This window comes from Streptomyces sp. NPDC002742 (assembly GCF_042888885.1).
Lineage (GTDB): Bacteria > Actinomycetota > Actinomycetes > Streptomycetales > Streptomycetaceae > Streptomyces.
Window position 1 is genome coordinate 51,260 of sequence record NZ_JBIAQF010000006.1, and the last position, 20,918, is coordinate 72,177.

At 70.2% G+C, this 20,918-nt stretch carries 18 protein-coding genes and 3 tRNA genes; 11 read left to right on the top strand and 10 right to left on the bottom strand.

The window, feature by feature from the left end; all coding sequences use genetic code 11:
- Positions 1-106 precede the first annotated feature (106 nt).
- Positions 107-1,201, top strand: coding sequence for a Leu/Phe/Val dehydrogenase (locus tag ACFYW8_RS11855; protein ID WP_389071313.1), 1,095 nt, complete (start codon positions 107-109; stop codon positions 1,199-1,201).
- Positions 1,202-1,502: 301 nt separating this feature from the next.
- Positions 1,503-1,757, top strand: coding sequence for a DUF3073 domain-containing protein (locus ACFYW8_RS11860; protein WP_037615441.1), 255 nt, complete (start codon positions 1,503-1,505; stop codon positions 1,755-1,757).
- A gap of 221 nt (positions 1,758-1,978) precedes the next feature.
- Here ACFYW8_RS11860 and purM read toward each other — a convergent pair whose 3' ends face one another.
- From purM to ACFYW8_RS11880, 4 genes are all read right to left on the bottom strand, one after another.
- Positions 1,979-3,079: a phosphoribosylformylglycinamidine cyclo-ligase gene (purM, locus tag ACFYW8_RS11865; protein WP_389071319.1), complete on the bottom strand. Its 1,101-nt coding sequence runs from the start codon at positions 3,077-3,079 to the stop codon at positions 1,979-1,981.
- A 42-nt stretch (positions 3,080-3,121) separates the two neighbouring features.
- Positions 3,122-4,648: an amidophosphoribosyltransferase gene (purF, locus tag ACFYW8_RS11870; protein WP_365869482.1), complete on the bottom strand. Its 1,527-nt coding sequence runs from the start codon at positions 4,646-4,648 to the stop codon at positions 3,122-3,124.
- A gap of 61 nt (positions 4,649-4,709) precedes the next feature.
- Entirely contained in the window at positions 4,710-5,501 is a 792-nt protein-coding gene (locus ACFYW8_RS11875) for an META domain-containing protein (protein WP_389071323.1), read from the bottom strand.
- A gap of 57 nt (positions 5,502-5,558) precedes the next feature.
- Positions 5,559-6,353 carry a sterol carrier family protein gene (locus ACFYW8_RS11880; protein ID WP_365869480.1) on the bottom strand — a complete coding sequence of 265 codons (795 nt, stop codon included), beginning with the start codon at positions 6,351-6,353 and terminating at the stop codon, positions 5,559-5,561.
- 314 nt (positions 6,354-6,667) lie between these two features.
- On the opposite strand from ACFYW8_RS11880, the gene ACFYW8_RS11885 reads away from it, so the two are divergent.
- Positions 6,668-7,252 carry a Uma2 family endonuclease gene (locus ACFYW8_RS11885; RefSeq protein WP_389071328.1) on the top strand — a complete coding sequence of 195 codons (585 nt, stop codon included), beginning with the start codon at positions 6,668-6,670 and terminating at the stop codon, positions 7,250-7,252.
- Positions 7,253-7,348: 96 nt separating this feature from the next.
- Here ACFYW8_RS11885 and purL read toward each other — a convergent pair whose 3' ends face one another.
- Genes purL through purS form a run of 3 tightly spaced genes read right to left on the bottom strand, consistent with a single transcriptional unit; the run spans position 7,349 to position 10,562 of the window.
- A complete protein-coding gene (purL, locus tag ACFYW8_RS11890; RefSeq protein ID WP_389071332.1) occupies positions 7,349-9,625 on the bottom strand; it encodes a phosphoribosylformylglycinamidine synthase subunit PurL in 2,277 nt (758 codons plus the stop codon).
- On the bottom strand, positions 9,622-10,302 hold the full coding sequence (gene purQ / locus ACFYW8_RS11895; RefSeq protein ID WP_389071336.1) for a phosphoribosylformylglycinamidine synthase subunit PurQ: 681 nt from the start codon (positions 10,300-10,302) through the stop codon (positions 9,622-9,624). The genes purL and purQ overlap by 4 nt, the downstream gene beginning before the upstream one ends.
- Positions 10,299-10,562: a phosphoribosylformylglycinamidine synthase subunit PurS gene (gene purS, locus ACFYW8_RS11900; RefSeq protein WP_005482678.1), complete on the bottom strand. Its 264-nt coding sequence runs from the start codon at positions 10,560-10,562 to the stop codon at positions 10,299-10,301. Before purS ends, purQ begins: the two co-directional genes overlap by 4 nt.
- A 361-nt stretch (positions 10,563-10,923) precedes the next feature.
- On the opposite strand from purS, the gene ACFYW8_RS11905 reads away from it, so the two are divergent.
- The 8 genes from ACFYW8_RS11905 to ACFYW8_RS11940 all read left to right on the top strand — a co-directional run bounded on the left by ACFYW8_RS11905 (position 10,924) and on the right by ACFYW8_RS11940 (position 15,883).
- Positions 10,924-11,241, top strand: a complete 318-nt coding sequence (locus tag ACFYW8_RS11905; RefSeq protein WP_365869477.1) for an Lsr2 family protein — start codon at positions 10,924-10,926, stop codon at positions 11,239-11,241.
- 152 nt (positions 11,242-11,393) lie between these two features.
- A tRNA-Gly gene (locus ACFYW8_RS11910) sits at positions 11,394-11,465 on the top strand.
- A 79-nt stretch (positions 11,466-11,544) separates the two neighbouring features.
- A tRNA-Gly gene (locus ACFYW8_RS11915) sits at positions 11,545-11,620 on the top strand.
- Positions 11,621-11,759: 139 nt separating this feature from the next.
- A complete protein-coding gene (locus tag ACFYW8_RS11920) occupies positions 11,760-12,839 on the top strand; it encodes an ABC transporter ATP-binding protein (RefSeq protein WP_389071343.1) in 1,080 nt (359 codons plus the stop codon).
- Positions 12,836-13,639 (top strand): ABC transporter permease, encoded by an 804-nt coding sequence (locus ACFYW8_RS11925; RefSeq protein ID WP_365869475.1) that lies wholly within the window; start codon positions 12,836-12,838, stop codon positions 13,637-13,639. The genes ACFYW8_RS11920 and ACFYW8_RS11925 overlap by 4 nt, the downstream gene beginning before the upstream one ends.
- A 20-nt stretch (positions 13,640-13,659) precedes the next feature.
- On the top strand, positions 13,660-15,144 hold the full coding sequence (locus tag ACFYW8_RS11930; RefSeq protein ID WP_389071347.1) for a sensor histidine kinase: 1,485 nt from the start codon (positions 13,660-13,662) through the stop codon (positions 15,142-15,144).
- Positions 15,141-15,785 (top strand): response regulator, encoded by a 645-nt coding sequence (locus ACFYW8_RS11935; RefSeq protein ID WP_389071350.1) that lies wholly within the window; start codon positions 15,141-15,143, stop codon positions 15,783-15,785. The genes ACFYW8_RS11930 and ACFYW8_RS11935 overlap by 4 nt, the downstream gene beginning before the upstream one ends.
- Positions 15,786-15,807: 22 nt before the next feature.
- Positions 15,808-15,883, top strand: a tRNA-Gly gene (locus ACFYW8_RS11940).
- Between the two features lie 124 nt (positions 15,884-16,007).
- Here ACFYW8_RS11940 and ACFYW8_RS11945 read toward each other — a convergent pair.
- The 3 genes from ACFYW8_RS11945 to ACFYW8_RS11955 all read right to left on the bottom strand — a co-directional run bounded on the left by ACFYW8_RS11945 (position 16,008) and on the right by ACFYW8_RS11955 (position 20,604).
- Positions 16,008-16,907, bottom strand: a complete 900-nt coding sequence (locus tag ACFYW8_RS11945) for a phosphoribosylaminoimidazolesuccinocarboxamide synthase (RefSeq protein WP_365869472.1) — start codon at positions 16,905-16,907, stop codon at positions 16,008-16,010.
- 133 nt (positions 16,908-17,040) lie between these two features.
- On the bottom strand, positions 17,041-18,570 hold the full coding sequence (locus ACFYW8_RS11950) for a N,N-dimethylformamidase beta subunit family domain-containing protein (RefSeq protein ID WP_389071355.1): 1,530 nt from the start codon (positions 18,568-18,570) through the stop codon (positions 17,041-17,043).
- Positions 18,571-18,765: 195 nt separating this feature from the next.
- On the bottom strand, positions 18,766-20,604 hold the full coding sequence (locus ACFYW8_RS11955) for a hypothetical protein (RefSeq protein WP_389072493.1): 1,839 nt from the start codon (positions 20,602-20,604) through the stop codon (positions 18,766-18,768).
- Positions 20,605-20,918 lie beyond the last annotated feature (314 nt).

Genomic DNA, 20,918 nt, shown 5'->3' on the forward strand with positions numbered 1-20,918 from the left:
CGACGCCGAGGGCGGGTCGGCGCAGCCTCTAGTCTCATTCCCACGGAGCCCGCCATCCGCACGGGCCCCGCAACCAACCGCCGCTTTTTACCTGGGAGTCACCACAGTGACCGACGTAACCGGCGCGCCTGCTGATGTACTGCACACCCTTTTCCGTTCGGATCAGGGGGGTCATGAGCAAGTCGTGCTCTGCCAGGACCGCGCCAGCGGCCTCAAGGCCGTCATCGCCATCCACTCCACCGCCCTGGGCCCGGCCCTCGGCGGCACGCGCTTCTACCCGTACGCGAGCGAGCAGGAGGCCGTCGCCGACGCCCTCAACCTCGCGCGCGGGATGTCGTACAAGAACGCCATGGCCGGCCTCGACCACGGCGGCGGCAAGGCCGTCATCATCGGCGACCCCGAGCAGATCAAGTCCGAGGAGCTGCTCCTCGCCTACGGCCGGTTCGTCGCCTCGCTCGGCGGCCGGTACGTCACCGCGTGCGACGTCGGCACCTACGTGGCCGACATGGACGTCGTGGCGCGCGAGTGCCGGTGGACGACCGGCCGCTCCCCGGAGAACGGCGGCGCGGGCGACTCGTCGGTCCTGACCGCCTTCGGTGTCTTCCAGGGCATGCGGGCCTCCGCCCAGCACCTGTGGGGCGACCCGACACTGCGCGGCCGCAAGGTCGGCGTCGCCGGCGTCGGCAAGGTGGGCCACCACCTGGTCGAGCACCTGCGCGAGGACGGCGCCGAGGTCGTGATCACGGACGTGCGGGCCGACTCGGTGCGGCGGATCCTGGACCGGCACCCCTCGGGCGTCACGGCCGTCGCGGACACCGAGGCGCTCATCCGTGTCGAGGGCCTCGACATCTACGCGCCCTGCGCGCTGGGCGGGGCCCTCAACGACGACTCCGTGCCGGCGCTCACGGCCCGGATCGTGTGCGGTGCCGCCAACAACCAGCTGGCGCACCCGGGGGTGGAGAAGGATCTCGCGGACCGCGGCATCCTGTACGCCCCCGACTACGTGGTGAACGCGGGCGGTGTCATCCAGGTCGCCGACGAGCTGCACGGCTTCGACTTCGACCGGTGCAAGGCGAAGGCCGCGAAGATCTTCGACACCACGCTGGCCATATTCGCACGTGCGAAGCAGGACGGGATTCCGCCGGCCGCGGCGGCCGACCGGATCGCCGAGCAGCGCATGGCTGAGGCACTGCGTCACTGACCCCGTACGGGGCCATAGGCGCTTGTCAGGGACCCGTCGGCGGCCGGTTGGGAGACAACTCTCACGTCCGTCGGCGGGTCGTGCGCCAATAAGAGGTTAAAATCGCGGTTGACCAGCGAGGACAGGGCACCTCGCGGGTTCTGGGTGAAGGCGCGTGCTGCGGGCGACGTACCGTATGGGCGCGGGCTCAGGTACCGTGGAAGCCCTACGGACCGGTCTCTCCACGGAGAGTCCGTTCCAGATCATGAACGCGTGTCAAGACTCTGGGGCCGTCGAGCCCCGTATCCGAGGGGGTCGAGCCATGGGGCGCGGCCGGGCAAAGGCCAAGCAGACGAAGGTCGCCCGCCAGCTGAAGTACAGCAGCGGCGGGACTGACCTCTCGCGTCTGGCCAATGAGCTGGGCGCTTCGACTTCGAGCCAGCCGCCGAATGGCGAGCCGTTCGAAGACGACGACGAGGAAGACGACCCGTACGCGCAGTACGCGGATCTCTATAACGACGACGACGAGGACGAGGACGATCAGTCCGGTCCCCAGTCGCAACGTCGCGGCGCTTGACGCAACAGCGTCCCTCGCAGTTTCCGCGATCTCATCTCGTAGCGGATCTCTTGGCGTGGGTTTCTGGTAGATCTCGCATGGCGGATTTCTCGTAGCGACTGCACTTCACCCGGTCCGGGGCATCAGCACCGGACCGGGTTTTGTGCTGCTTCGGGAAATTCCTGCTTCTTCGGGGACTCGGCCGACGTGGTCGCCGGCTTCGGTCCCCGTGGGCGCCTGCTTCAGCTCGCGTAGTCGCCGATGAGCGCCGCGCCCGTGGTGTGGTCCCCGCGCTCGGTGATCTCACCGGCGATCCAGGCGTCCACTCCGCGGTCCGCGAGGACGGAGAGGGCGATCTCGGCCGACTCCTCGGGCACGATCGCCATCATGCCGACGCCCATGTTCAGCGTCTTCTCCAGCTCCAGGCGCTCGACACCGCCGGTCCTGCCGACCAGGTCGAAGACCGGCGCCGGGGTCCAGGTCTCGCGGTCGACCACGGCGTGCAGACCGTCCGGGATCACCCGGGCCAGGTTGGCCGCCAGTCCGCCGCCGGTGATGTGGCTGAAGGCGTGCACCTCGGCGCTCTTCGTCAGCGTCAGGCAGTCCAGCGAGTAGATCTTGGTGGGCTCCAGGAGCTCCTCGCCGAGCGTGCGGCCGAACTCCTCGATGTGCTGGTCCAGGCGCAGGTTCGCCCGGTCGAAGAGGACGTGCCGGACGAGCGAGTACCCGTTCGAGTGAAGACCGGAGGCCGCCATGGCGATCACCGCGTCACCCGTACGGATGCGATCCGGGCCGAGCAGCTGGTCGGCCTCGACCACGCCCGTACCGGCGCCGGCGACGTCGAAGTCGTCCGGACCGAGCAGACCCGGGTGTTCGGCCGTCTCGCCGCCCACCAGGGCGCATCCCGCCAGGACACAGCCCTCGGCGATGCCCTTCACGATGGCCGCCACCCGCTCCGGGTGAACTTTGCCCACACAGATGTAGTCGGTCATGAAGAGCGGCTCGGCGCCGCACACCACGATGTCGTCCATGACCATCGCGACGAGGTCGTGGCCGATGGTGTCGTACACGCCCAGCTGCCGGGCGATGTCGACCTTGGTGCCCACACCGTCGGTGGCGGAGGCGAGCAACGGACGCTCGAACCGCTTGAGGGCCGAGGCGTCGAAGAGGCCGGCGAAGCCGCCGAGGCCACCGAGGACCTCGGGGCGCCGCGTCTTCTTCACCCACTCCTTCATCAGCTCTACGGCGCGGTCGCCCGCCTCGATGTCGACTCCGGCGGCCGCGTAGGACACACCGGAGGCACTGCCCGTCGCCGGAGGGGACTGATCGGACACAGAAGACATTGCCTGGGATCTTTCGGGTTGGTGAAACGGGGCTCTGCGGCGCTACGGGCGACGGATGGCGTCAGCCGCGGCCGTGGCTGCGGGACCCGCGGCCAGCTCGGTCTCCAGGAGCTGCTTGCCGAGCAGTTCGGGGTCGGGAAGCTCCATCGGGTACTCGCCGTCGAAGCAGGCGCGGCACAGATTCGGCTTGTCGATCGTCGTGGCCTCGATCATCCCGTCGATCGAGATGTACGAGAGGGAGTCGGCGCCGAGCGACGTGCCGATCTCCTCGATGGTCATGCCGTTCGCGATCAGCTCCGCGCGGGTCGCGAAGTCGATGCCGAAGAAGCAGGGCCACTTCACGGGCGGGGAGGAGATCCGGATGTGGACCTCGGCCGCACCGGCCTCGCGCAGCATCCGGACCAGGGCGCGCTGGGTGTTGCCGCGCACGATCGAGTCGTCGACGACGACCAGGCGCTTGCCCTTGATGACTTCCTTGAGCGGATTCAGCTTCAGGCGGATTCCGAGCTGTCGGATCGTCTGCGACGGCTGGATGAAGGTCCGGCCTACATACGCGTTCTTGACCAGGCCGGCGCCGAACGGGATGCCGGAGGCCTCCGCGTAACCGATCGCGGCGGGCGTCCCGGACTCCGGGGTCGCTATCACCAGGTCGGCCTCCACAGGGGCTTCCTTGGCGAGTTTGCGGCCCATCTCGACGCGCGAGAGGTACACGTTCCGACCGGCGATGTCCGTGTCGGGGCGGGCCAGATAGACGTACTCGAAGATGCAGCCCTTGGGCTTCGCTTCCGCGAATCGCGAGCTCCGCAGACCGTTCTCGTCGATGGCGACGAACTCGCCCGGCTCGATCTCGCGCACATAGCTGGCGCCGCAGATGTCGAGGGCCGCGGACTCGGAGGCCACCACCCAGCCACGCTCCAGGCGGCCGAGGACCAGCGGGCGGATGCCCTGCGGGTCACGGGCGGCGTAGAGGGTGTGCTCGTTCATGAAGACGAGCGAGAAGGCACCCATCACCTGCGGGAGGACCTTGGAGGAGGCCTCCTCTATGGTCAGCGGCTTGCCGTCGTCGTCGACCTGGGCCGCGAGGAGCGCGGTGAGCAGGTCGGTGTCGTTGGTGGCCGCCACACGGGTGGTGCGGCCTTCCTGCTTGGGCAGGGCCGCGACCATCTCGGCGAGCTGCGCCGTGTTGACGAGGTTGCCGTTGTGGCCGAGCGCGATGGAGCCGTGCGCGGTGGCACGGAACGTCGGCTGGGCGTTCTCCCACACGGAGGCCCCGGTGGTCGAGTAGCGGGCGTGACCGACCGCGATATGACCCTGGAGCGAACCGAGCGAGGTCTCGTCGAAGACCTGGGACACGAGGCCCATGTCCTTGAAGACGAGGATCTGGGAGCCGTTGCTGACCGCGATTCCCGCGGATTCCTGACCCCGATGCTGGAGGGCGTAGAGCCCGAAGTAAGTGAGCTTGGCGACCTCTTCGCCCGGAGCCCAGACACCGAAGACGCCACAAGCGTCCTGGGGGCCTTTCTCACCGGGGAGCAGATCATGATTGAGTCGACCGTCACCACGTGGCACGGCACCGAGTGTAGGCGAGATCGACCACTGGTCCGAATTGGGGATACGGGCCCTCAGTGGATCATTCGTCGGCCACCGCACTGACGACAGTGCCGTTCGCGCTGGTCAGCGCGATGCCGCGATGATCCAACGCGTAGGTGACCTTGCTGTCGAAGAGCCCCAGCAGCGTCTTCTCGGTCCTCATGAGTGAGTCTTGGCACATCATCCGGGTGGTCTTGGCCGGCCCGAGGGTGATATGTCCGTCGCCGACGGTGGCCTGGGCGGACGCGTGGTTGCAGCCGAGCCGGCCGTCGAGGGTGCCGTCCGCGCGAAGGACGAAGTACGCGTTCGCCCCCTTCGGGAGCGGCTGGGAGACGTTGTTGTCACCCAGTGCCGTGACCGTCCACTTCGTCCCTCGAACGGGTGCGTCCTTCTCCTTGGTGAGGCCGATCCGGTCACCGCCGTCCGTGGTGAGCGTCAGCCGGTCGCCGTCGGCCTTCGCCGTGAACGCGCCCTTGTCCGCGAAGGTGCGGCCCAGGCTCCGCTCGAAGCTCATCGGGCCCTTCTCGCAGGCCATGTCCGTCGTCCACATTCCGCCGAACTCGACGCGGTCGCCCGTGAAGGTGGCCTTCGAGCCGAACCCGTTGCAGCCGAGGTTGCCGCTGACGCGACCGTCGTCCGCGATCTTCAGATATGTGCCGGAGGGTGCCCGCGCGGTCTTCCCGTCCACGGTGAGGACGTCGACCGTCCAGTGGACGCCCGTCACGGGCGCCGTTTCCGTCCGTGCGGACCCGCTCCCCGCCGTCTGCGCACCGCACGCGGCGGCCAGGGGAAGCAGGGTCAGGACACCGAGGGTCATGCGCTGCTTGTCCATGCCGATGTGACGGGAGAGGTGGGGTGGCCGGTTCCCCTCGGAGGCGGTGAGGGTGGCTCAGCCCATCAGGGGCAGCAGCCCCGCGAGGTCGGCGCGCTCGCCGCTCGCGCTGACCTTCGCCTCGTCCAGCGCCGCCTTCCACTCCGTACGTCCCGTCGCGAGCCGGATCCAGGTCAGCGGGTCCGTCTCGACGACGTTCGGCGGGGTGCCGCGGGTGTGCCGGGGCCCTTCCACGCACTGCACGACGGCGTACGGCGGGATCCGGACCTCGGTCGACGCGCCGGGCGCCTTCACGGCGAGCGTGTCGGCGAGCAGCCGGGTGCAGGCGGCGAGGGCCTGGCGGTCGAAGGGGATGTCGGTACCGGCGGCGCGGTTCAGGTCGTCGGTGTGGACGACGAGTTCGACGGTCCGGGTGACGAGGAAGTCGGCGAGGGTCATCGCCCCGGCGGGCACGCCGAGCAGCCGGTCGTCGGGAGCGGTGGCCAGGTGCCCGGTGATCCTGGCGACGGAGTCGGTGTAGAGCGCGTCGAGATCGGGGTGTTCCTCGGCGAGCGCGCGCGTGCCGTCGGCGATGTTCCCGGCGCGGGAGGCCGTCCCGAACGGCCAGTCCAGCAGCGCGAGTTCCTTCGCGGCGGGCGCGGGCAGGTCGAGATGACGGCTCACGGCGCCGACGGCCATCGTGATGTGCGCGGCCAGCTCCCGCACACTCCAGTCCCCGAGGCCCGCGGGCCGCGCCAACTGCTCCTCGCTCAGGGCGCGTACGCCCTCCCGTACGTTCCCGAACTGCGCGAGCACCGCCGCACGGATCTTGGCGGGGTCGTACGTCCGTGTGCGCTTCTTGACCGGAGGCATGGCTGGGAGCCTATGCCTTGACGGCACAGCTGTTCAGGCACCCGGGTGGGCCGGGCACCGGAGCGTGACGCTTCGCGCTGGAGCGACCCGTCGCAGCGGCTGCCTACGGGCGGGACTTCCCACGACCCGGCACCGACTCGTCCCTCTGAGCGTCGTGGACCGGGGCGCCGGGCCGTGCCGGAGCGAGTACGCGTGCCTGGCCTGCAGGAACCCGGTGGGCGGGGGCGGTCACCCGTGAGCGTGAACGGCGGGGGAAGCCACCCGGCGCCGCCGGACGCGGACAACACTGGCCTGTGCCTGGAAGGAGGTGCAACATGACGGTTATGGCCGAGCGCACGTCTCAGATGTCGGTGGAGGAGTTCGAAACGATCGCCTCCGCCGCTCCCGAGACCGTCACGTTGGAGTTCGTCAACGGACGGATCGGGGTCAAGAAGGTGACCGACGGGGACCACAACACCATCGTGGCCTGGCTGGCCCGGCGCTGTATGCGGACCAGGTCCGACCTGGACCTGTATCAGGGGCAAGGGCTCCGGGTGGAGGCGTATCGAGAGGGCAGGGCGAAACCGGACGCGGTGCTCACGCCCGAAGCCCACTTCGCGGGTGCGGGTGAATGGGCCGATCCGGACGGAACGCTCATGGTCGTCGAGGTCACCTCGTACGACTCCGACACCGACCGACGGGACCGGCACGAGAAGCCGGCCGCCTACGGGCAGGCCGGAATCCCGGTGTATCTACTGATCGACCGGGACTCCTGCACCATCACCGTGCACAGCGCCCCGGACCGGAAGGTCGGGGGCTACCGCACCCTTCACACGGCGAAGTTCGGCGAGACGGTGTCCGTCCCCGACCCGATCGGCATCGAAATCGACACGGAGATCCTCAAGAGCTACGTCCGATGAATCAAGAAGTCCCCGCCCGGATCTGCATCCGGGCGGGGACTTCGCCGTAGAGCCGTAGAGCCGTAGAGCCGTACAAGCCCATAGGGGCTGAACCGACTACGCCAGCAGCGCCGGGATCGTCGCCTCGTGCGCCGTGCGCAGCTCGGTCAGGGAGAGTACGAACTCGCCCTGGACGTCGATCACCGCGGTCGCGTCGGACTCGGTGCCGTCGACGACACCGATACGGGTGACGGGCAGACCCCGGGCACCGCACATGTCGTTGAAGCGGAGCTCCTCCGAGCGCGGGACGGCGACGACCGCGCGGCCCGCCGACTCCGAGAAGAGGAAGGTGAACGCGTCGAGACCGTCGGGGACGATCAGGCGCGCGCCCTTGCGGCCCTGCAGCGCCGACTCGACCACGGCCTGGACCAGACCGCCGTCTGACAGGTCGTGCGCGGAGTCGATCATGCCGTCGCGGGAGGCCGAGATGAGGATCTCGGCGAGCAGCCGCTCGCGCTCCAGGTCGACCTTCGGCGGCAGACCGCCGAGGTGGTCGTGGACGACCTGCGACCAGGCCGAGCCGCCGAACTCCTCGTGGGTGTCACCGAGCAGGTAGAGGAGCTGGCCCTCTTCCTGGAAGGCGACCGGGGTGCGGCGGGCGACGTCGTCGATGACGCCGAGCACGGCCACGACCGGGGTCGGGTGGATGGCGACGTCACCGGTCTGGTTGTACAGCGAGACGTTGCCGCCGGTCACCGGGGTGCCGAGCTGCTGGCAGGCGTCGGCCAGCCCGCGGATCGCCTCGGCGAACTGCCACATGACGGCCGGGTCCTCGGGCGAGCCGAAGTTCAGGCAGTCGGACACGGCGAGCGGCTTGGCACCGGTCGTCGCGACGTTGCGGTAGGCCTCGGAGAGGGCGAGCTGCGCACCGGCGTACGGGTCGAGCTTGGCGTAGCGGCCGTTGCCGTCGGTCGCGATGGCGACGCCGAGCCCGGTCTCCTCGTCGATGCGGATCATGCCCGAGTCCTCGGGCTGCGCCAGCACCGTGTTGCCCTGCACGAAGTGGTCGTACTGGGAGGTGATCCAGGACTTGGAGGCCTGGTTCGGGGAGGAGACGAGCCTCAGGACCTGGTCCTTCAGTTCCTCGCCGGTCGCCGGGCGGGGCAGCTTGTTCGCGTCGTCGGCCTGGAGCGCGTCCTGCCACTCGGGGCGCGCGTAGGGGCGCTCGTAGACGGGGCCGTCGTGCGCGACCGTGCGCGGGTCGACGTCGACGATCTTGCCGCCGTGCCAGAAGATCTCCAGGCGGTCGCCGTCGGTGACCTCACCGATGACGGTGGCGATGACGTCCCACTTGTCGCAGATCTCCAGGAACCGGTCGACCTTCTCCGGCTCGACGACCGCGCACATGCGTTCCTGCGACTCGCTCATGAGGATCTCCTCGGGCGAGAGCGTGGAGTCGCGCAGCGGTACGTCGTCCAGGGTGACGCGCATGCCGCCGGAGCCGTTGGAGGCGAGCTCGCTGGTGGCGCAGGACAGTCCGGCCGCGCCGAGGTCCTGGATGCCGACGACCAGCTTCTCGGCGAAGGCCTCCAGGGTGCACTCGATGAGGAGCTTCTCCTGGAAGGGGTCACCGACCTGGACGGCCGGACGCTTGGACGGCTTGGCGTCGTCGAAGGTCTCCGAGGCGAGGATCGACGCGCCGCCGATGCCGTCGCCGCCCGTGCGGGCCCCGTAGAGGATGACCTTGTTGCCCGTGCCCGACGCCTTCGCGAGGTGGATGTCCTCGTGCCGCATGACGCCGATGGCGCCGGCGTTGACCAGCGGGTTGCCCTGGTAGCAGGCGTCGAAGACGACCTCGCCGCCGATGTTGGGCAGGCCCAGGCAGTTGCCGTAGCCGCCGATGCCCGCGACGACGCCCGGCAGGACGCGCTTGGTGTCGGGGTGGTCGGCCGCGCCGAAGCGCAGCGGGTCGACGACCGCGACCGGGCGGGCGCCCATGGCGATGATGTCGCGCACGATGCCGCCGACGCCGGTGGCCGCGCCCTGGTAGGGCTCGACGTACGACGGGTGGTTGTGCGACTCGACCTTGAAGGTGACCGCGTAGCCCTGGCCGACGTCGACGACACCGGCGTTCTCGCCGATGCCGACGAGCAGCGCGTCGGACTGCGGGGCCTTCTCGCCGAACTGGCGGAGGTGGACCTTCGAGGACTTGTAGGAGCAGTGCTCGGACCACATGACGGAGTACATGGCGAGCTCGGCGCCGGTCGGGCGGCGGCCGAGGATCTCGACGACGCGCTCGTACTCGTCCTTCTTCAGGCCCAGTTCGGCCCAGGGCAGCTCGACGTCGGGGGTCGCGGCCGCGTTCTCGACCGTGTCCAGAGGCGTGCGGCTCATGCGTTGACCAGCTTCTTGAGGATCGAGGTGAAGAAGGGGAGGCCGTCGGTGCGGCCGGACCCGACCAGGGGCTCGACGGCGTGCTCCGGGTGCGGCATCAGACCGACGACGTTGCCCGCCTCGTTCGTGATGCCGGCGATGTCGCGCAGCGAGCCGTTGGGATTGACGTCCAGGTAGCGGAACGCGACCCGGCCCTCGGCCTCCAGCATGTCGAGCGTGTGCTCGTCGGCGACGTACCGCCCGTCCATGTTCTTCAGCGGGATGTGGATCTCCTGGCCGGCCGTGTAGTCGGTGGTCCAGGCGGTCCCCGCGTTCTCCACCCGCAGCTTCTGGTCGCGGCAGATGAAGTGGAGGTGGTTGTTGCCGAGCATCGCGCCCGGGAGGAGGTGCGCCTCGGTGAGGACCTGGAAGCCGTTGCAGATGCCGAGAACCGGCATTCCGGACTTCGCCTGCTCGATGACGGTCTCCATCACCGGCGAGAAGCGCGAGATGGCACCCGCCCGCAGATAGTCGCCGTACGAGAAACCGCCGGGCAGCACCACGGCGTCGACCTGCTTGAGGTCCTTGTCCTTGTGCCAGAGAGCTACGGGTTCGGCGCCCGCCAGCCGGATCGCGCGCTGGGTGTCGCGGTCGTCGAGGCTGCCGGGAAAGGTGACGACTCCAATACGAGCGGTCACTTTCCGGCCTCCGCGACTTCCTCGACCTTGACGGTGAAGTCCTCGATCACGGTGTTGGCGAGGAAGGATTCCGCCAGTTCATGGATGCGGGCGAGCGCGGCGTCGTCCACCGGTCCGTCCACTTCCAGTTCGAATCGCTTTCCCTGACGGACGTCGGAGACACCTTCGAAACCGAGGCGCGGCAGTGCACGCTGCACCGCCTGGCCCTGGGGGTCGAGGATCTCCGGCTTGAGCATGACGTCGACTACGACGCGTGCCACTGGCACTCCCGGTGTGTGGTGCTGAGCAGGTCCCTTCAGACTACCCGTACGAAATTTCTACTCGCGTAGATTCGTAGAATCCTACGTGACCCCGATCACGATCGCGCATCGGCGCGGGGGCGTCGACGGAAAATCCTGGGAAAAACCGCAGAAGAACGGCAGGACACCATTGCCTTCGGACACGCTGGGGGTTTTAGTCGGGCTTCACAATGCAATGCCGGGCACTGTACAAAGGAATTGGCAATAGCCGATACTTTGCTCAATAACAGCCGGACAGTCGACATCTCTCCGACAACTCCGTGGCGTCCGCGCACGTCATGACCGTTGATCGCGAAGGTGCCGCACGAAGGGACCGATATTCGTGGCGCAGCGTGTCGTGGTCACTCTCTTTGACGACATCGACGGCTCGGAAGCGGCGGAGACGATCGCCTTCGGACTCGACGGCAAGTCGTACGAGATCGACCTCAACCCAGACAATGCCAAGGAACTGCGTAAGGCGCTCGAGCCGTACGTCGAGGCGGGCCGCAAGCAGTCGAAGTCCGGGAAGGCGTACACGCACACCGCGCTGACGCCCGACCCGGCCGCGGTCCGCGCCTGGGCCCGCTCCAACAAGATGGACGTGCCGCCGCGCGGCCGGATCCCCAAGAGGGTCTACGAGGCGTTCGCCGAGTCGCACTGAGCCGCCGCGCCGGACGGGCACCCCGAGCCGGGGACCGCGAGCCCCCTCCACCGGCCCCTGGAACAACCGACTTGCGCTGACCCCCGCCTGATCAGCTAGAGTCTGGAACACGCCGAGGGGCCAGGCCGAAAAAGCCGGAACCCCAAGGTCGTGCGGGTGTAGTTCAGTAGCAGAACATCCCCCTTCCAGGGGGAAGGCGCAGTGTGCAATTCCTGTCACCCGCTCTGCATCGCTTACCGATCACAGTTGTCGATCAGGTAGGGTGGTGCTCGCGCCGATCGGTGGAAGCCGGTCGGAGGCAATGCGGACGTAGCTCAGTTGGTAGAGCGCAACCTTGCCAAGGTTGAGGTCGCCAGTTCGAACCTGGTCGTCCGCTCCAGAAAGAAGCCCCTGACCTGAGGTCGGGGGCTTCTTCGTGTGCGCCGACCAATCATGTCCGGACGCCGTCTGACATTTGTCATGCGGAGTGATGACAACGCGCACTGCTGCCGGGACCCGTCCGCCTGGACGCTGATTCCATGAACACGAACGAGCAAGATGACGTGATCGAGGTCACTGATCTGCGGCGTGTGTACGGGGGCGACGGAAGAGATTTCGAAGCGGTGCGCGGAATCACCTTCTCCGTGCGCCGCGGTGAGCTCTTCGCCCTTCTCGGCACCAACGGCGCCGGAAAGACATCCACCGTCGAGCTGATCGAAGGGCTCGCTCCCCCGGCCGGCGGACGCGTGCGGGTCCTCGGGCACGATCCGTACACGGACCGGGCCGCTGTACGGCCCCGTATCGGCGTGATGCTCCAGGAAGGCGGCTTCCCTTCCGAACTCACGGTCGCGGAGACCGCACGGATGTGGGCGGCGTGCACCAGCGGGGCCCGGCCCCCGGAGCAGGCGCTGGACAGGGTCGGTCTCGCGCACCGCCGCGACGTCCGTGTGAAGCAGTTGTCCGGCGGGGAGAAGCGGCGCCTCGACCTGGCGCTCGCGCTCCTCGGCGGCCCCGAGGTCCTCTTCCTCGACGAGCCCACGACCGGACTCGACGTGGAAGGCCGCCGGAGCACCTGGGAGTTGGTGCGCGAACTGCGCGACGGCGGGACCACGGTCCTGCTCACCACCCACTATCTGGAAGAGGCGGAGGTGCTCGCCGACCGGCTGGCGATCCTCCACGAAGGACGTGTCGCGGCCCTCGGCACCCCGGCCGAGGTGACCGCCTCCCAGCCCTCGCACATCTCCTTCGAACTGCCCGACGGCTACTTTCCCGGAGATCTGCCCCCACTGCCGGAACTCGGCGTGAGCAGCCACGAGACCGCGGGCCGGACGATCAGGCTGCGCACCGAAGAGCTGCAACGGACGGCCACCGCCCTGCTGGTGTGGGCCGACCGGGCGCGGGTCGAGCTGCGGGGGCTCGATGTGCGCCCGGCCTCACTGGAGGAGGCGTTCCTGCGGATCGCGCGGGAGGCGGCGGCACAGGACGCGAACGGGCCGGGGACGGCGGAACCGGCCTCGGACGCCCGGAAGACGGCCGGACCCACCCGGAAGGCGACGGCCGGGAACGCCCGGAACGACAGGACCGCCGCGAAAGCGCGGAAGAGGGGAACAGCGGCATGAGCGGAACGGCCGTCACCACCGGCGCCGACACGGCCAGAACCACGGCCGCCGGCCGGACGCGAGCACTGGCACGCGCCGAGCTGACGCTGCTGGGCCGCACCAAGGCGACACTCGCCGCAGCGGTGTTCGTACCGCTGGCCATGCCGTTCATGCTCCGCTCGACCGTCGACACGATGAACCTGAAGGGCACCGGACTCACCGTCGGGTCGATCCTGCTCCCCTCCTCCATCGGCTTCTCGCTCCTCTTCGCCGTCTACAGCTCCCTGGTGAGCGTGTACGCGGCCCGCCGCGAGGAACTCGTCCTCAAGCGGCTGCGCACCGGGGAGCTGCGGGACGTGGAGATCCTCGCGGGCGCCGCGCTGCCCTCGGTGGCGATCGGACTCGCCCAGTGCCTGCTCCTGACCTTCGCCTACCGGGTGACCCTCGGCGTCGGAACCCCCGAGGAACCGCAACTCGTCCTGCTGGGACTGCTGCTGGCGCTCATCACCTGGCCGGCGCTCGCCGCCGTCACCGCGAGCTTCAGCAGAAGCGTCGAGGGCGCCCAGGTCGCGGCCACGCCCCTGACACTGGTGTCGCTGGTCGGCTCGGGGACCTTCATCCCCCTGGAGATGCTGCCCGACGGCATGGCCCCGTTCTGCGAACTGCTGCCCCTCACCCCGGTGATCACCCTGATCCGCGGCGGCTGGACCGGGCACCTCTCGGCGCACGACACCGCGGGTGCCCTCTTCACGGCGTTGGCCTGGACCGTGATCGCGGTGTTTGCTGTACGACGGTGGTTCCGCTGGGAGCCTCGGCGTTGACCATGGACACGGGGGTGGGCATGAGCAGAACGTCCGGCTGGTGGCGGGGCAAGAGCACACCGGCGAAGGTCGAGACGTACACGCGGTGGTCGTTCCACTTCTTCACCGTGCTCGAAGCCGCCTCGATCGGACTGCCCCTCTTCGGGAACATGTCGACGGGGCGGTCCTGGACGCTGTTCCTGCTGGTGTGCGGGCACTCCGTGCTCTGCGCGGTGACCGCCTCGCGGGCGCTGGACTGGACGCGCGGCACCCGCGAACAACCCAGGCGGACACTGCTCGTGCTGGTCGTGAGCACCTGCGTCGTGGCCGTCGCGGGGGCCGTCGTCTCGGGCACCCCGTGGCGCCCGGCGAACGACGACGCCTACCTGGTCGCCTCCTCGGTGCTCGTCGGTGTCACAGCGTTCGGTACGGGCACGGTCGCGCTCGGGACGCGCCACAAACGCCGGATGACGTACGCCGTCCTCGGCGCGGCGGCGGGTGCCGGCGTCCTGTCCCTCCCCCTCGGCTTCCCCGGCCCGGCCGCGCTGGTCACCGCCGTCCTGGTCCTGCTGACCGCCGGGTTCCTCACGTTCACCGCGGCCTTCTCCGTCTGGCTGCTCGACGCCGTCTACGAACTCGACGAGGCCCGCGAGAACCGCGCCCGGCTCGCCGTCGCCGAGGAGCGGCTGCGCTTCGGCCGCGATCTGCACGACGTGATGGGCCGCAACCTCGCGGTTATCGCCCTCAAGAGCGAACTCGCCGTGCAGCTGGCCAGGCGCGGGCGGGCCGAGGCCGTGGACCAGATGACCGAGGTGCAGCGGATCGCCCGGGAGTCCCAGCGGGAGGTACGGGAGGTCGTACGGGGCTACCGCGAGGCCGATCTGGCCAACGAGCTGGCGGGTGCCCAGGGCGTGTTGACCGCCGCGGGCATCGACTGCGACATCATCGGCACCGCCGCGGAGCTGCCCGCGCAGGTGCAGTCGGCGCTCGGCTGGGTCGTCCGGGAGGCGACCACGAATGTTCTGCGGCACGGGAACGCCAAGAGGTGCGCGCTGGGCCTGCGGGTGACGGAGGAGCGGGTGACGCTCACCGTCGAGAACGACGGGGTGCCGGACGGGGCGGGACCGGACCCCGGACCGGACGGCGACTCCGGGCGGCGGAGAGGGACCGGACTCGTGGGGCTGCGGGAACGATTGGGGGAGGTGAACGGGGTACTTCGGGCCGGCGCGAGCGATGGAGTGTTCCGGCTGGCGGCGGAGGTGCCGCTGCCGGCCTCACCGGACAGAGACAGGGCCAGGGGCAGGGGCCGGGACAGGGCCAGACCCGGAGGCGGCCTGGCAGGCGGCCCCGGAGACTGCCCGGGACATCCCCGCGGAGACCGCCCCGGAGACGGTCTGGGGGGCGGCCCGGGAGACGGACCCGGAGAGAGCCCGGGGGACAGGAACCCGGATTCGGGGAACTACGAGCCGCGTCGGAGGCCGTCGCCCTCGTCCCTTCCGCACCACGCGAGAGAGGCCACCCCATGACGTCCGTATCGCCCTGCGCGCCGACGCCCGGGTCCCCCGTACGACTGCTGCTCGCCGACGACGAGCATCTGATCCGGGGAGCACTGGCCGCGCTGCTCGGACTGGAGGACGACCTCGTCGTGGTGGCCGAGGCGGCGACCGGACCGGAGGCGCTGGCGATGGCGCTGGCGCATGTGCCCGACGTCGCCGTCCTGGATCTTCAGATGCCGGGAGCGGACGGTGTGAGCGTGGCCACATCCCTGCGGACCGAACTGCCGGGCTGTCAGGTGCTGATCGTGACGAGTCACGGGCGGCCGGGGCACCTGAAGAGGGCGCTTGCGGCGGGTGTGCGCGGGTTCGTTCCCAAGACGGTCAGCGCGCGGCGGCTCGCGGAGATCATCCGCACCGTGCACGCGGGAAACCGTTACGTGGACCCGGAGTTGGCCGCCGACGCGATCTCCGCCGGGGACTCGCCGCTGACCGCTCGCGAGGCCGAGGTGCTCGAATTCGCCGCCGACGGGGCACCCGTGGCGGAGATCGCGGAGCGGGCCGCGCTGTCCCAGGGGACCGTACGGAACTACCTGTCGTCGGCCGCGTCCAAACTGGGCGCCGAGAATCGTCACGCCGCAGTGCGTCTCGCGCGGGAGCGAGGTTGGGTATAGTGGCTGTCGCACCACGGCGCATGCGGACGTAGCTCAGTTGGTAGAGCGCAACCTTGCCAAGGTTGAGGTCGCCAGTTCGAACCTGGTCGTCCGCTCCAGAAAGAAGCCCCTGACCTCAGGTCGGGGGCTTCTTCGTGTGCGCCGGCCGGGGCCGGACATCCTTCGGACCGTCCGGCTCGGACGGACTGCCGGGCCCGGCAGACAGCCGGGCCCGGGACGCGGTCAGGTCCAGCTGACGCCCGTCAGACGCTCGTACGCCTCGATGTACTTGGCGCGGGTGGCCTCCACGACCCGCTCGGGCAGGGCGGGCGGCGGCTGCTCGCTCTTGCGGTCCCAGCCCGACTCCGCGGAGGTCAGCCAGTCGCGGACGTACTGCTTGTCGAAGGACGGCTGCGCGTGGCCCGGCTCCCACGCGTCGGCGGGCCAGAAGCGCGAGGAGTCCGGGGTCAGCACCTCGTCGGCGAGGACGAGCGTGTCGCCGTCGTAGCCGAACTCGAACTTGGTGTCCGCGAGGATGATGCCCCGGTCGCGGGCGATGTCACGGGCGCGACCGTAGACGGCGAGCGTCGCCTGACGCAGCTCGGCCGCGGTGTCGGCGCCGACCTGACGGGCGACCTCCTCGTACGAGACGTTCTCGTCGTGCTCGCCGACCGCGGCCTTGGTGGCCGGGGTGAAGATCGGCGCGGGGAGTTCCGAGCCGTCGACGAGACCCTCGGGGAGCGCGAGGCCGCAGACCGTGCGGGACTCGTTGTACTCGACGAGGCCCGAGCCGGTCAGATAGCCGCGGGCGACGCACTCGACGGGAGCCATCCGCAGCGATTTGCAGATCAGGGTGCGGCCGGCCCAGTCGGCCGGGGCGCCCGGCGGGAGTTCGGTGCTCAGCACGTGGTTGGGCGCCAGCTCGGAGAGCTGGTCGAACCACCACAGGGAGAGCCGGGTCAGTGTGCGGCCCTTGTCGGGGATCTCGGTGGGGAGAACCCAGTCGTAGGCGGAGATGCGGTCGCTGGCGACCATCACGAGGTCGCCCGCCTCGTTCTGGTACAGATCGCGCACCTTGCCGGTGTGCAGATGTACCAGACCCGGCACCTGGAGGGGCTCGGGCTTTTCGACGAATCCGGACACGGTTCCTCCCCGTGGTTATGTCCAACTGCCTCGATTCTCCCGTATGGGGCGAGCGCGTTTGGACAGGGGGCGTGCCGAGCGGGTGCGGGTGCCCGCGGCACCGGTGTGTCGCGGAGCTGCCGACGGGGCTTCCTCAGTCGTGTTTGCAGATGCGGTCGAGGAGATTGGCGGTCGCCCGCTGGATACGCGGGTCCACGTGGCCGGGGCGGTCGAGGGCCGGGGACCACGCGAACGTTCCGGACGCGAAGACCAGTGCGCCGGACGGAGCCCGGTACAGGGAGGTCTCCTGATGGCGGGGAATGCCCTCGCTGTCGGGGTACGGGGAGTGCGCGAGCAGGATCCGGTCCTGGTGCTCCGGCAGCGGGGTGCGCGGGAAGTAACGGTCCGCCTCGCCGGCGACCATGCCCTCCACCTCGTCGCCGTCGTGCGCGCCGGTCGCCTCCCACAGCCAGTGGTCGGCGTTGCGCACGATCAGGGGGTGCGGCTCGGGGACGCGTCCCGCGTACTGGATGCCGATGAGTTGCTGCTCCGGGCGGTCGATCTCACGCCACAGGGCGGGCTTGCCCGGACCCCGGCGCTTTCGGCAGGTCAGCAGCCGGTCGGCGACGCCCGACGGGGAAGGCCCCAGCTCCACCTGCCAGTACATCGTGTTGGCGGAGAGGAAGACGAGCGAGGTGCCGTGCTCGCGGGCGAGTTCCGTGGTGCGGCGCATCTGCGGCGACCAGTACTCGTCGTGGCCCGGGAAGACCAGGCCCCGGTAGCGGGTGGGGTCGACGCGGCCGGCGTGCAGATCGCGGGCGTCGGCGTAGGCGAGGTCGTATCCGTAGCGCTCGGCCCAGCGGATGAAGTCGTAGGCGTGGCCCACATGGAGGGGGAGGCCCGCGCCCGCGTAGGGACGGTCGAACGAGACGGTCGTCGCGGCGTCGGCCTCACCGAGCAGCCGGCCGTTCTCGTCCCACGCGTGGTAGAGGCTGGCGCCGATGTGGCCGTCCTCCGGGTACAGGTTGTACGCCTGCCAGGTGATGTCCGGGAGCAGGAGGAGCAGGTCGGCCGTCTGGTGGTTGCGGACGGTGAAGGGAACGTGGGAGCGGTAGCCGTCGACGGTGGTGAGGACGGCGACATAGGCGCCGACGCTCCAGTAGGACGGAACCTGCAGACGCCAGGACAGCCACCAGTGGTGACAGGAGACCGTGCGGTCGGCGGTGAGCGGCGGCGGCTGGACGATGCCGGAGAGCCGGGGGCTCGTGGTGATCTTGCTGGCGCCGTCGCCGCCGTAGTGGCCGATGCGGTAGATGTCGACGCTGAACTCCTGCGGCGGGTCGACCGTCACATGGAAGTCGATGGACTCACCGGGAGCGGCGGCACCGGTGGCGGTGAAGCCCTTGATCTGGCGGTGGACGTCGTCCGCGGAGCGGGGACCTCCGGGACCGGTGCGCGGACGGGTGCCGGAGGTGGAGCGCGGGGCCGGGATCCGGGAGGCGCCGGTCACCTGGTGAGGCGCCTGGGGCGCGTCGGTGTCCAGGTACCAGGGGACGACATGGCCGGTGTCGTCGAAATAGGTCTCACTGCCGCGGAGCCAGGGAACCGGGCCCTGGCCGAAGGGATCCGTGACGGCGTGCGCGAGTGCCCCCGACTCCCAGCGGCGGATCTGCTCCGATGCCATGCGTGCTCCCCTCCCTCGTGCCCCCGTCGTACTGGTAAGCCCTTGCGCTGTGCGCCATCGGTCCCAGCACATCACATTACGCACGCGGTCCGTCACCGTTCGTCGCGAATTGACGTGAGTGGAACGGATGGCTCCGATTGGGCGGAGCCGACCACGTGTGGGTGGGGCCGGGTGGGGCCGGCCTTCGGACAGCCGTCAGACCAGGCGGACCGGTTTCTCCGGGCGGACGCCGAGATGGCGGAGCCAGTCCCGCAGGGGAGTGGGGTCCCCGGTCTCTATCAGGGTGAGGACCCGGGGGCCGAGGTCGGCGGCCCGTTCACCGGCGACGAGGAGGGACGGACCGTCCAGCCAGTCGAGTCCGGGGGCCGCCCCGGCGGTGTCCATCGCGGCGCAGCAGACCATGGCCGTGACATGGTCTGCCAGCAGCTCACGGCCGGTCCTGGGCGGCTGGAGGGGGAACAGCGGGAGCATCCGGTCGTCCCAGAGAGCGTGGTCGGGGCCCTGCTGCTCGGCACCGCCGGCGGGCGGGGGCGCCGCCGGAGCGGACGCCTCCTCGCGGGCCACCTCCGCGGTGATCCCGGCCGCGAGGGCGGCCGACCGCTCGTTGCCCACGGCGAGGTCCGGATCGTCGCTCTCGGCGATCCCCATCTCCCCGTACGCGTCCGTGCGGTGGACCGCGAGGACGGCCCCCGGTTCCGGGTCCGGGGCAGGAGTGGCTCCCGGCGGCGAGGACAGGTGATCCAGCACGCGTGCCAGGGTCGGTCCGTCCGCCTCGGGCAGCGCGGGGTCGGCGGGGTGCCGGACGCCCAGCGCGTCCAGGACACGGTGGAGGCGGGCCGCGTCGATGCGCCACTTGCGGTCGACGACCTCGTCCGGATAGTCCTGCCAGTCGACCGGCGCCCAGTCGGGGCCCGCCTCCGCCGGACCGCCGTGGAAGAGCCGGGCGGCGAGCAGAGAGGCCGCCTCGTCCACGGCGCCGGGCTCTTCGAGCAGGTCGCAGGCCGGGCGTTCGCCGAGACGGGAGGTGAAGCCCTCGGCCAGCCGGTCGCGGCGGGACAGCTCGGTCAGCGCGGCGACGACGCCGACGTCCAGTCGGGAGGGCCAGCGGCCCATCCGCCAGGCGGGCAGGGCGACGCGGGTCAGCAGGCGGTCCCAGCCCGCGTACGCCAGGCCCACCTGTTCCTGGGCGACGATCCGCACGCCGTAGTCCACAGCCTGTGCGCGCTCGGCCGCCGCGGACGCCACCCCTCGCTCCATCTCGGCCGCGTGGACACGGCAGCCGCGCAGCAGGAGGCGGGTCACCGAGCCCACGCCGGCCAGGACCGTGCGGGACAGCGGGTCCCGGCCGGGGGCCGAGGCCACGGCCACGGCCGCGTCCAGACCCCGGACGAAACGGCGGGCCGCTGCTATGTCCGGCTGCGCCGACGGTCCCGTACCGGCGACGACCGGGGCGAGGACCGCCCGCAGCTCGCCGACCCGCATCCACCACAGGAAGGGGGAACCGATGACGAGGACGGGAGCGGCACAGACCCGGCGGGCGCGGTTCGCCGACACGGGGACCGGGCGGCCTCCGACCGGACTTCCGGTCCGGCCGTCCGGGCCGTCCACGCCGCCCGACGAGAACCGGCCGTGCGCCCGATGGGTGCGGTCCTCGAGCCAGCTGTCGCAGTCGGGAGTGAGCGCTATCGCCGAGGGGGCCGGAACGTCGAGACGGTCGGCCAGGTCACGGACCATCCGGTAGAGATCGGGGGCCGACTCCTCGGAGATCGGGACCGTGGGGCTCATCGCGGGCCTGGCGCGGGCCACGACGAGCGCGATGCCTGCCGCAGCGAGAAGGACGACGACGGCGAGGACCGTCACGATCCACCGCGCGATCCCCCAGGGCCCGCCGGTCATGCGGCCGGTGGAGCCACCGACGAGCAGCACGACGGCCACGGCCGCGGGCAGCAGGGCGACGGCCAGCGCCCTGCTGCGGACGCGCAGCACAGCGAGAGCCCGGGAGCGCGCGGTCTGCGCGCCCACCTCCACACCCATACCGGTCACGACCGGACGTCACCCCCTATTGTCCGCCGGGCCCCGGTCTTGTCGCTGCCGGTGCCGGCGGATGCCCTGGCGTTGGTCACTCCCCCACTGTGGCACCCGCCGCCGACATCGCAATGCCGGTGGGCCAAGTGCCGGAATGCTTTCGCCGCACCCTAGTTGGGGCCCCGGCCACAGTCAGCCGGATAGGCCATCGGTCACTCGATGGAATGGCTCTGGGGAAAGGTGAATGACGGCGGGCCTCGGGCCGACCCCCGGTTCCGTACAGAAACCCGCAGGTGGAGGGGCCGGGCGTGACGCGACAAAGC

Bases quoted from the DNA above. Each gene is read 5' to 3' on its own strand.
- ACFYW8_RS11885 (WP_389071328.1), top strand. From the start codon at position 6,668: ATGACGGTTATGGCCGAGCGCACGTCTCAGATGTCGGTGGAGGAGTTC.
- ACFYW8_RS11875 (WP_389071323.1), bottom strand. From the start codon at position 5,501: ATGGACAAGCAGCGCATGACCCTCGGTGTCCTGACCCTGCTTCCCCTG.
- ACFYW8_RS11955 (WP_389072493.1), bottom strand. From the start codon at position 20,604: ATGGGTGTGGAGGTGGGCGCGCAGACCGCGCGCTCCCGGGCTCTCGCT.
- ACFYW8_RS11880 (WP_365869480.1), bottom strand. From the start codon at position 6,353: ATGCCTCCGGTCAAGAAGCGCACACGGACGTACGACCCCGCCAAGATC.
- ACFYW8_RS11935 (WP_389071350.1), top strand. From the start codon at position 15,141: ATGACGTCCGTATCGCCCTGCGCGCCGACGCCCGGGTCCCCCGTACGA.
- purM (WP_389071319.1), bottom strand. From the start codon at position 3,079: ATGTCTTCTGTGTCCGATCAGTCCCCTCCGGCGACGGGCAGTGCCTCC.
- ACFYW8_RS11930 (WP_389071347.1), top strand. From the start codon at position 13,660: ATGAGCAGAACGTCCGGCTGGTGGCGGGGCAAGAGCACACCGGCGAAG.
- ACFYW8_RS11950 (WP_389071355.1), bottom strand. From the start codon at position 18,570: ATGGCATCGGAGCAGATCCGCCGCTGGGAGTCGGGGGCACTCGCGCAC.
- ACFYW8_RS11860 (WP_037615441.1), top strand. From the start codon at position 1,503: ATGGGGCGCGGCCGGGCAAAGGCCAAGCAGACGAAGGTCGCCCGCCAG.
- purL (WP_389071332.1), bottom strand. From the start codon at position 9,625: ATGAGCCGCACGCCTCTGGACACGGTCGAGAACGCGGCCGCGACCCCC.
- ACFYW8_RS11925 (WP_365869475.1), top strand. From the start codon at position 12,836: ATGAGCGGAACGGCCGTCACCACCGGCGCCGACACGGCCAGAACCACG.
- ACFYW8_RS11920 (WP_389071343.1), top strand. From the start codon at position 11,760: ATGAACACGAACGAGCAAGATGACGTGATCGAGGTCACTGATCTGCGG.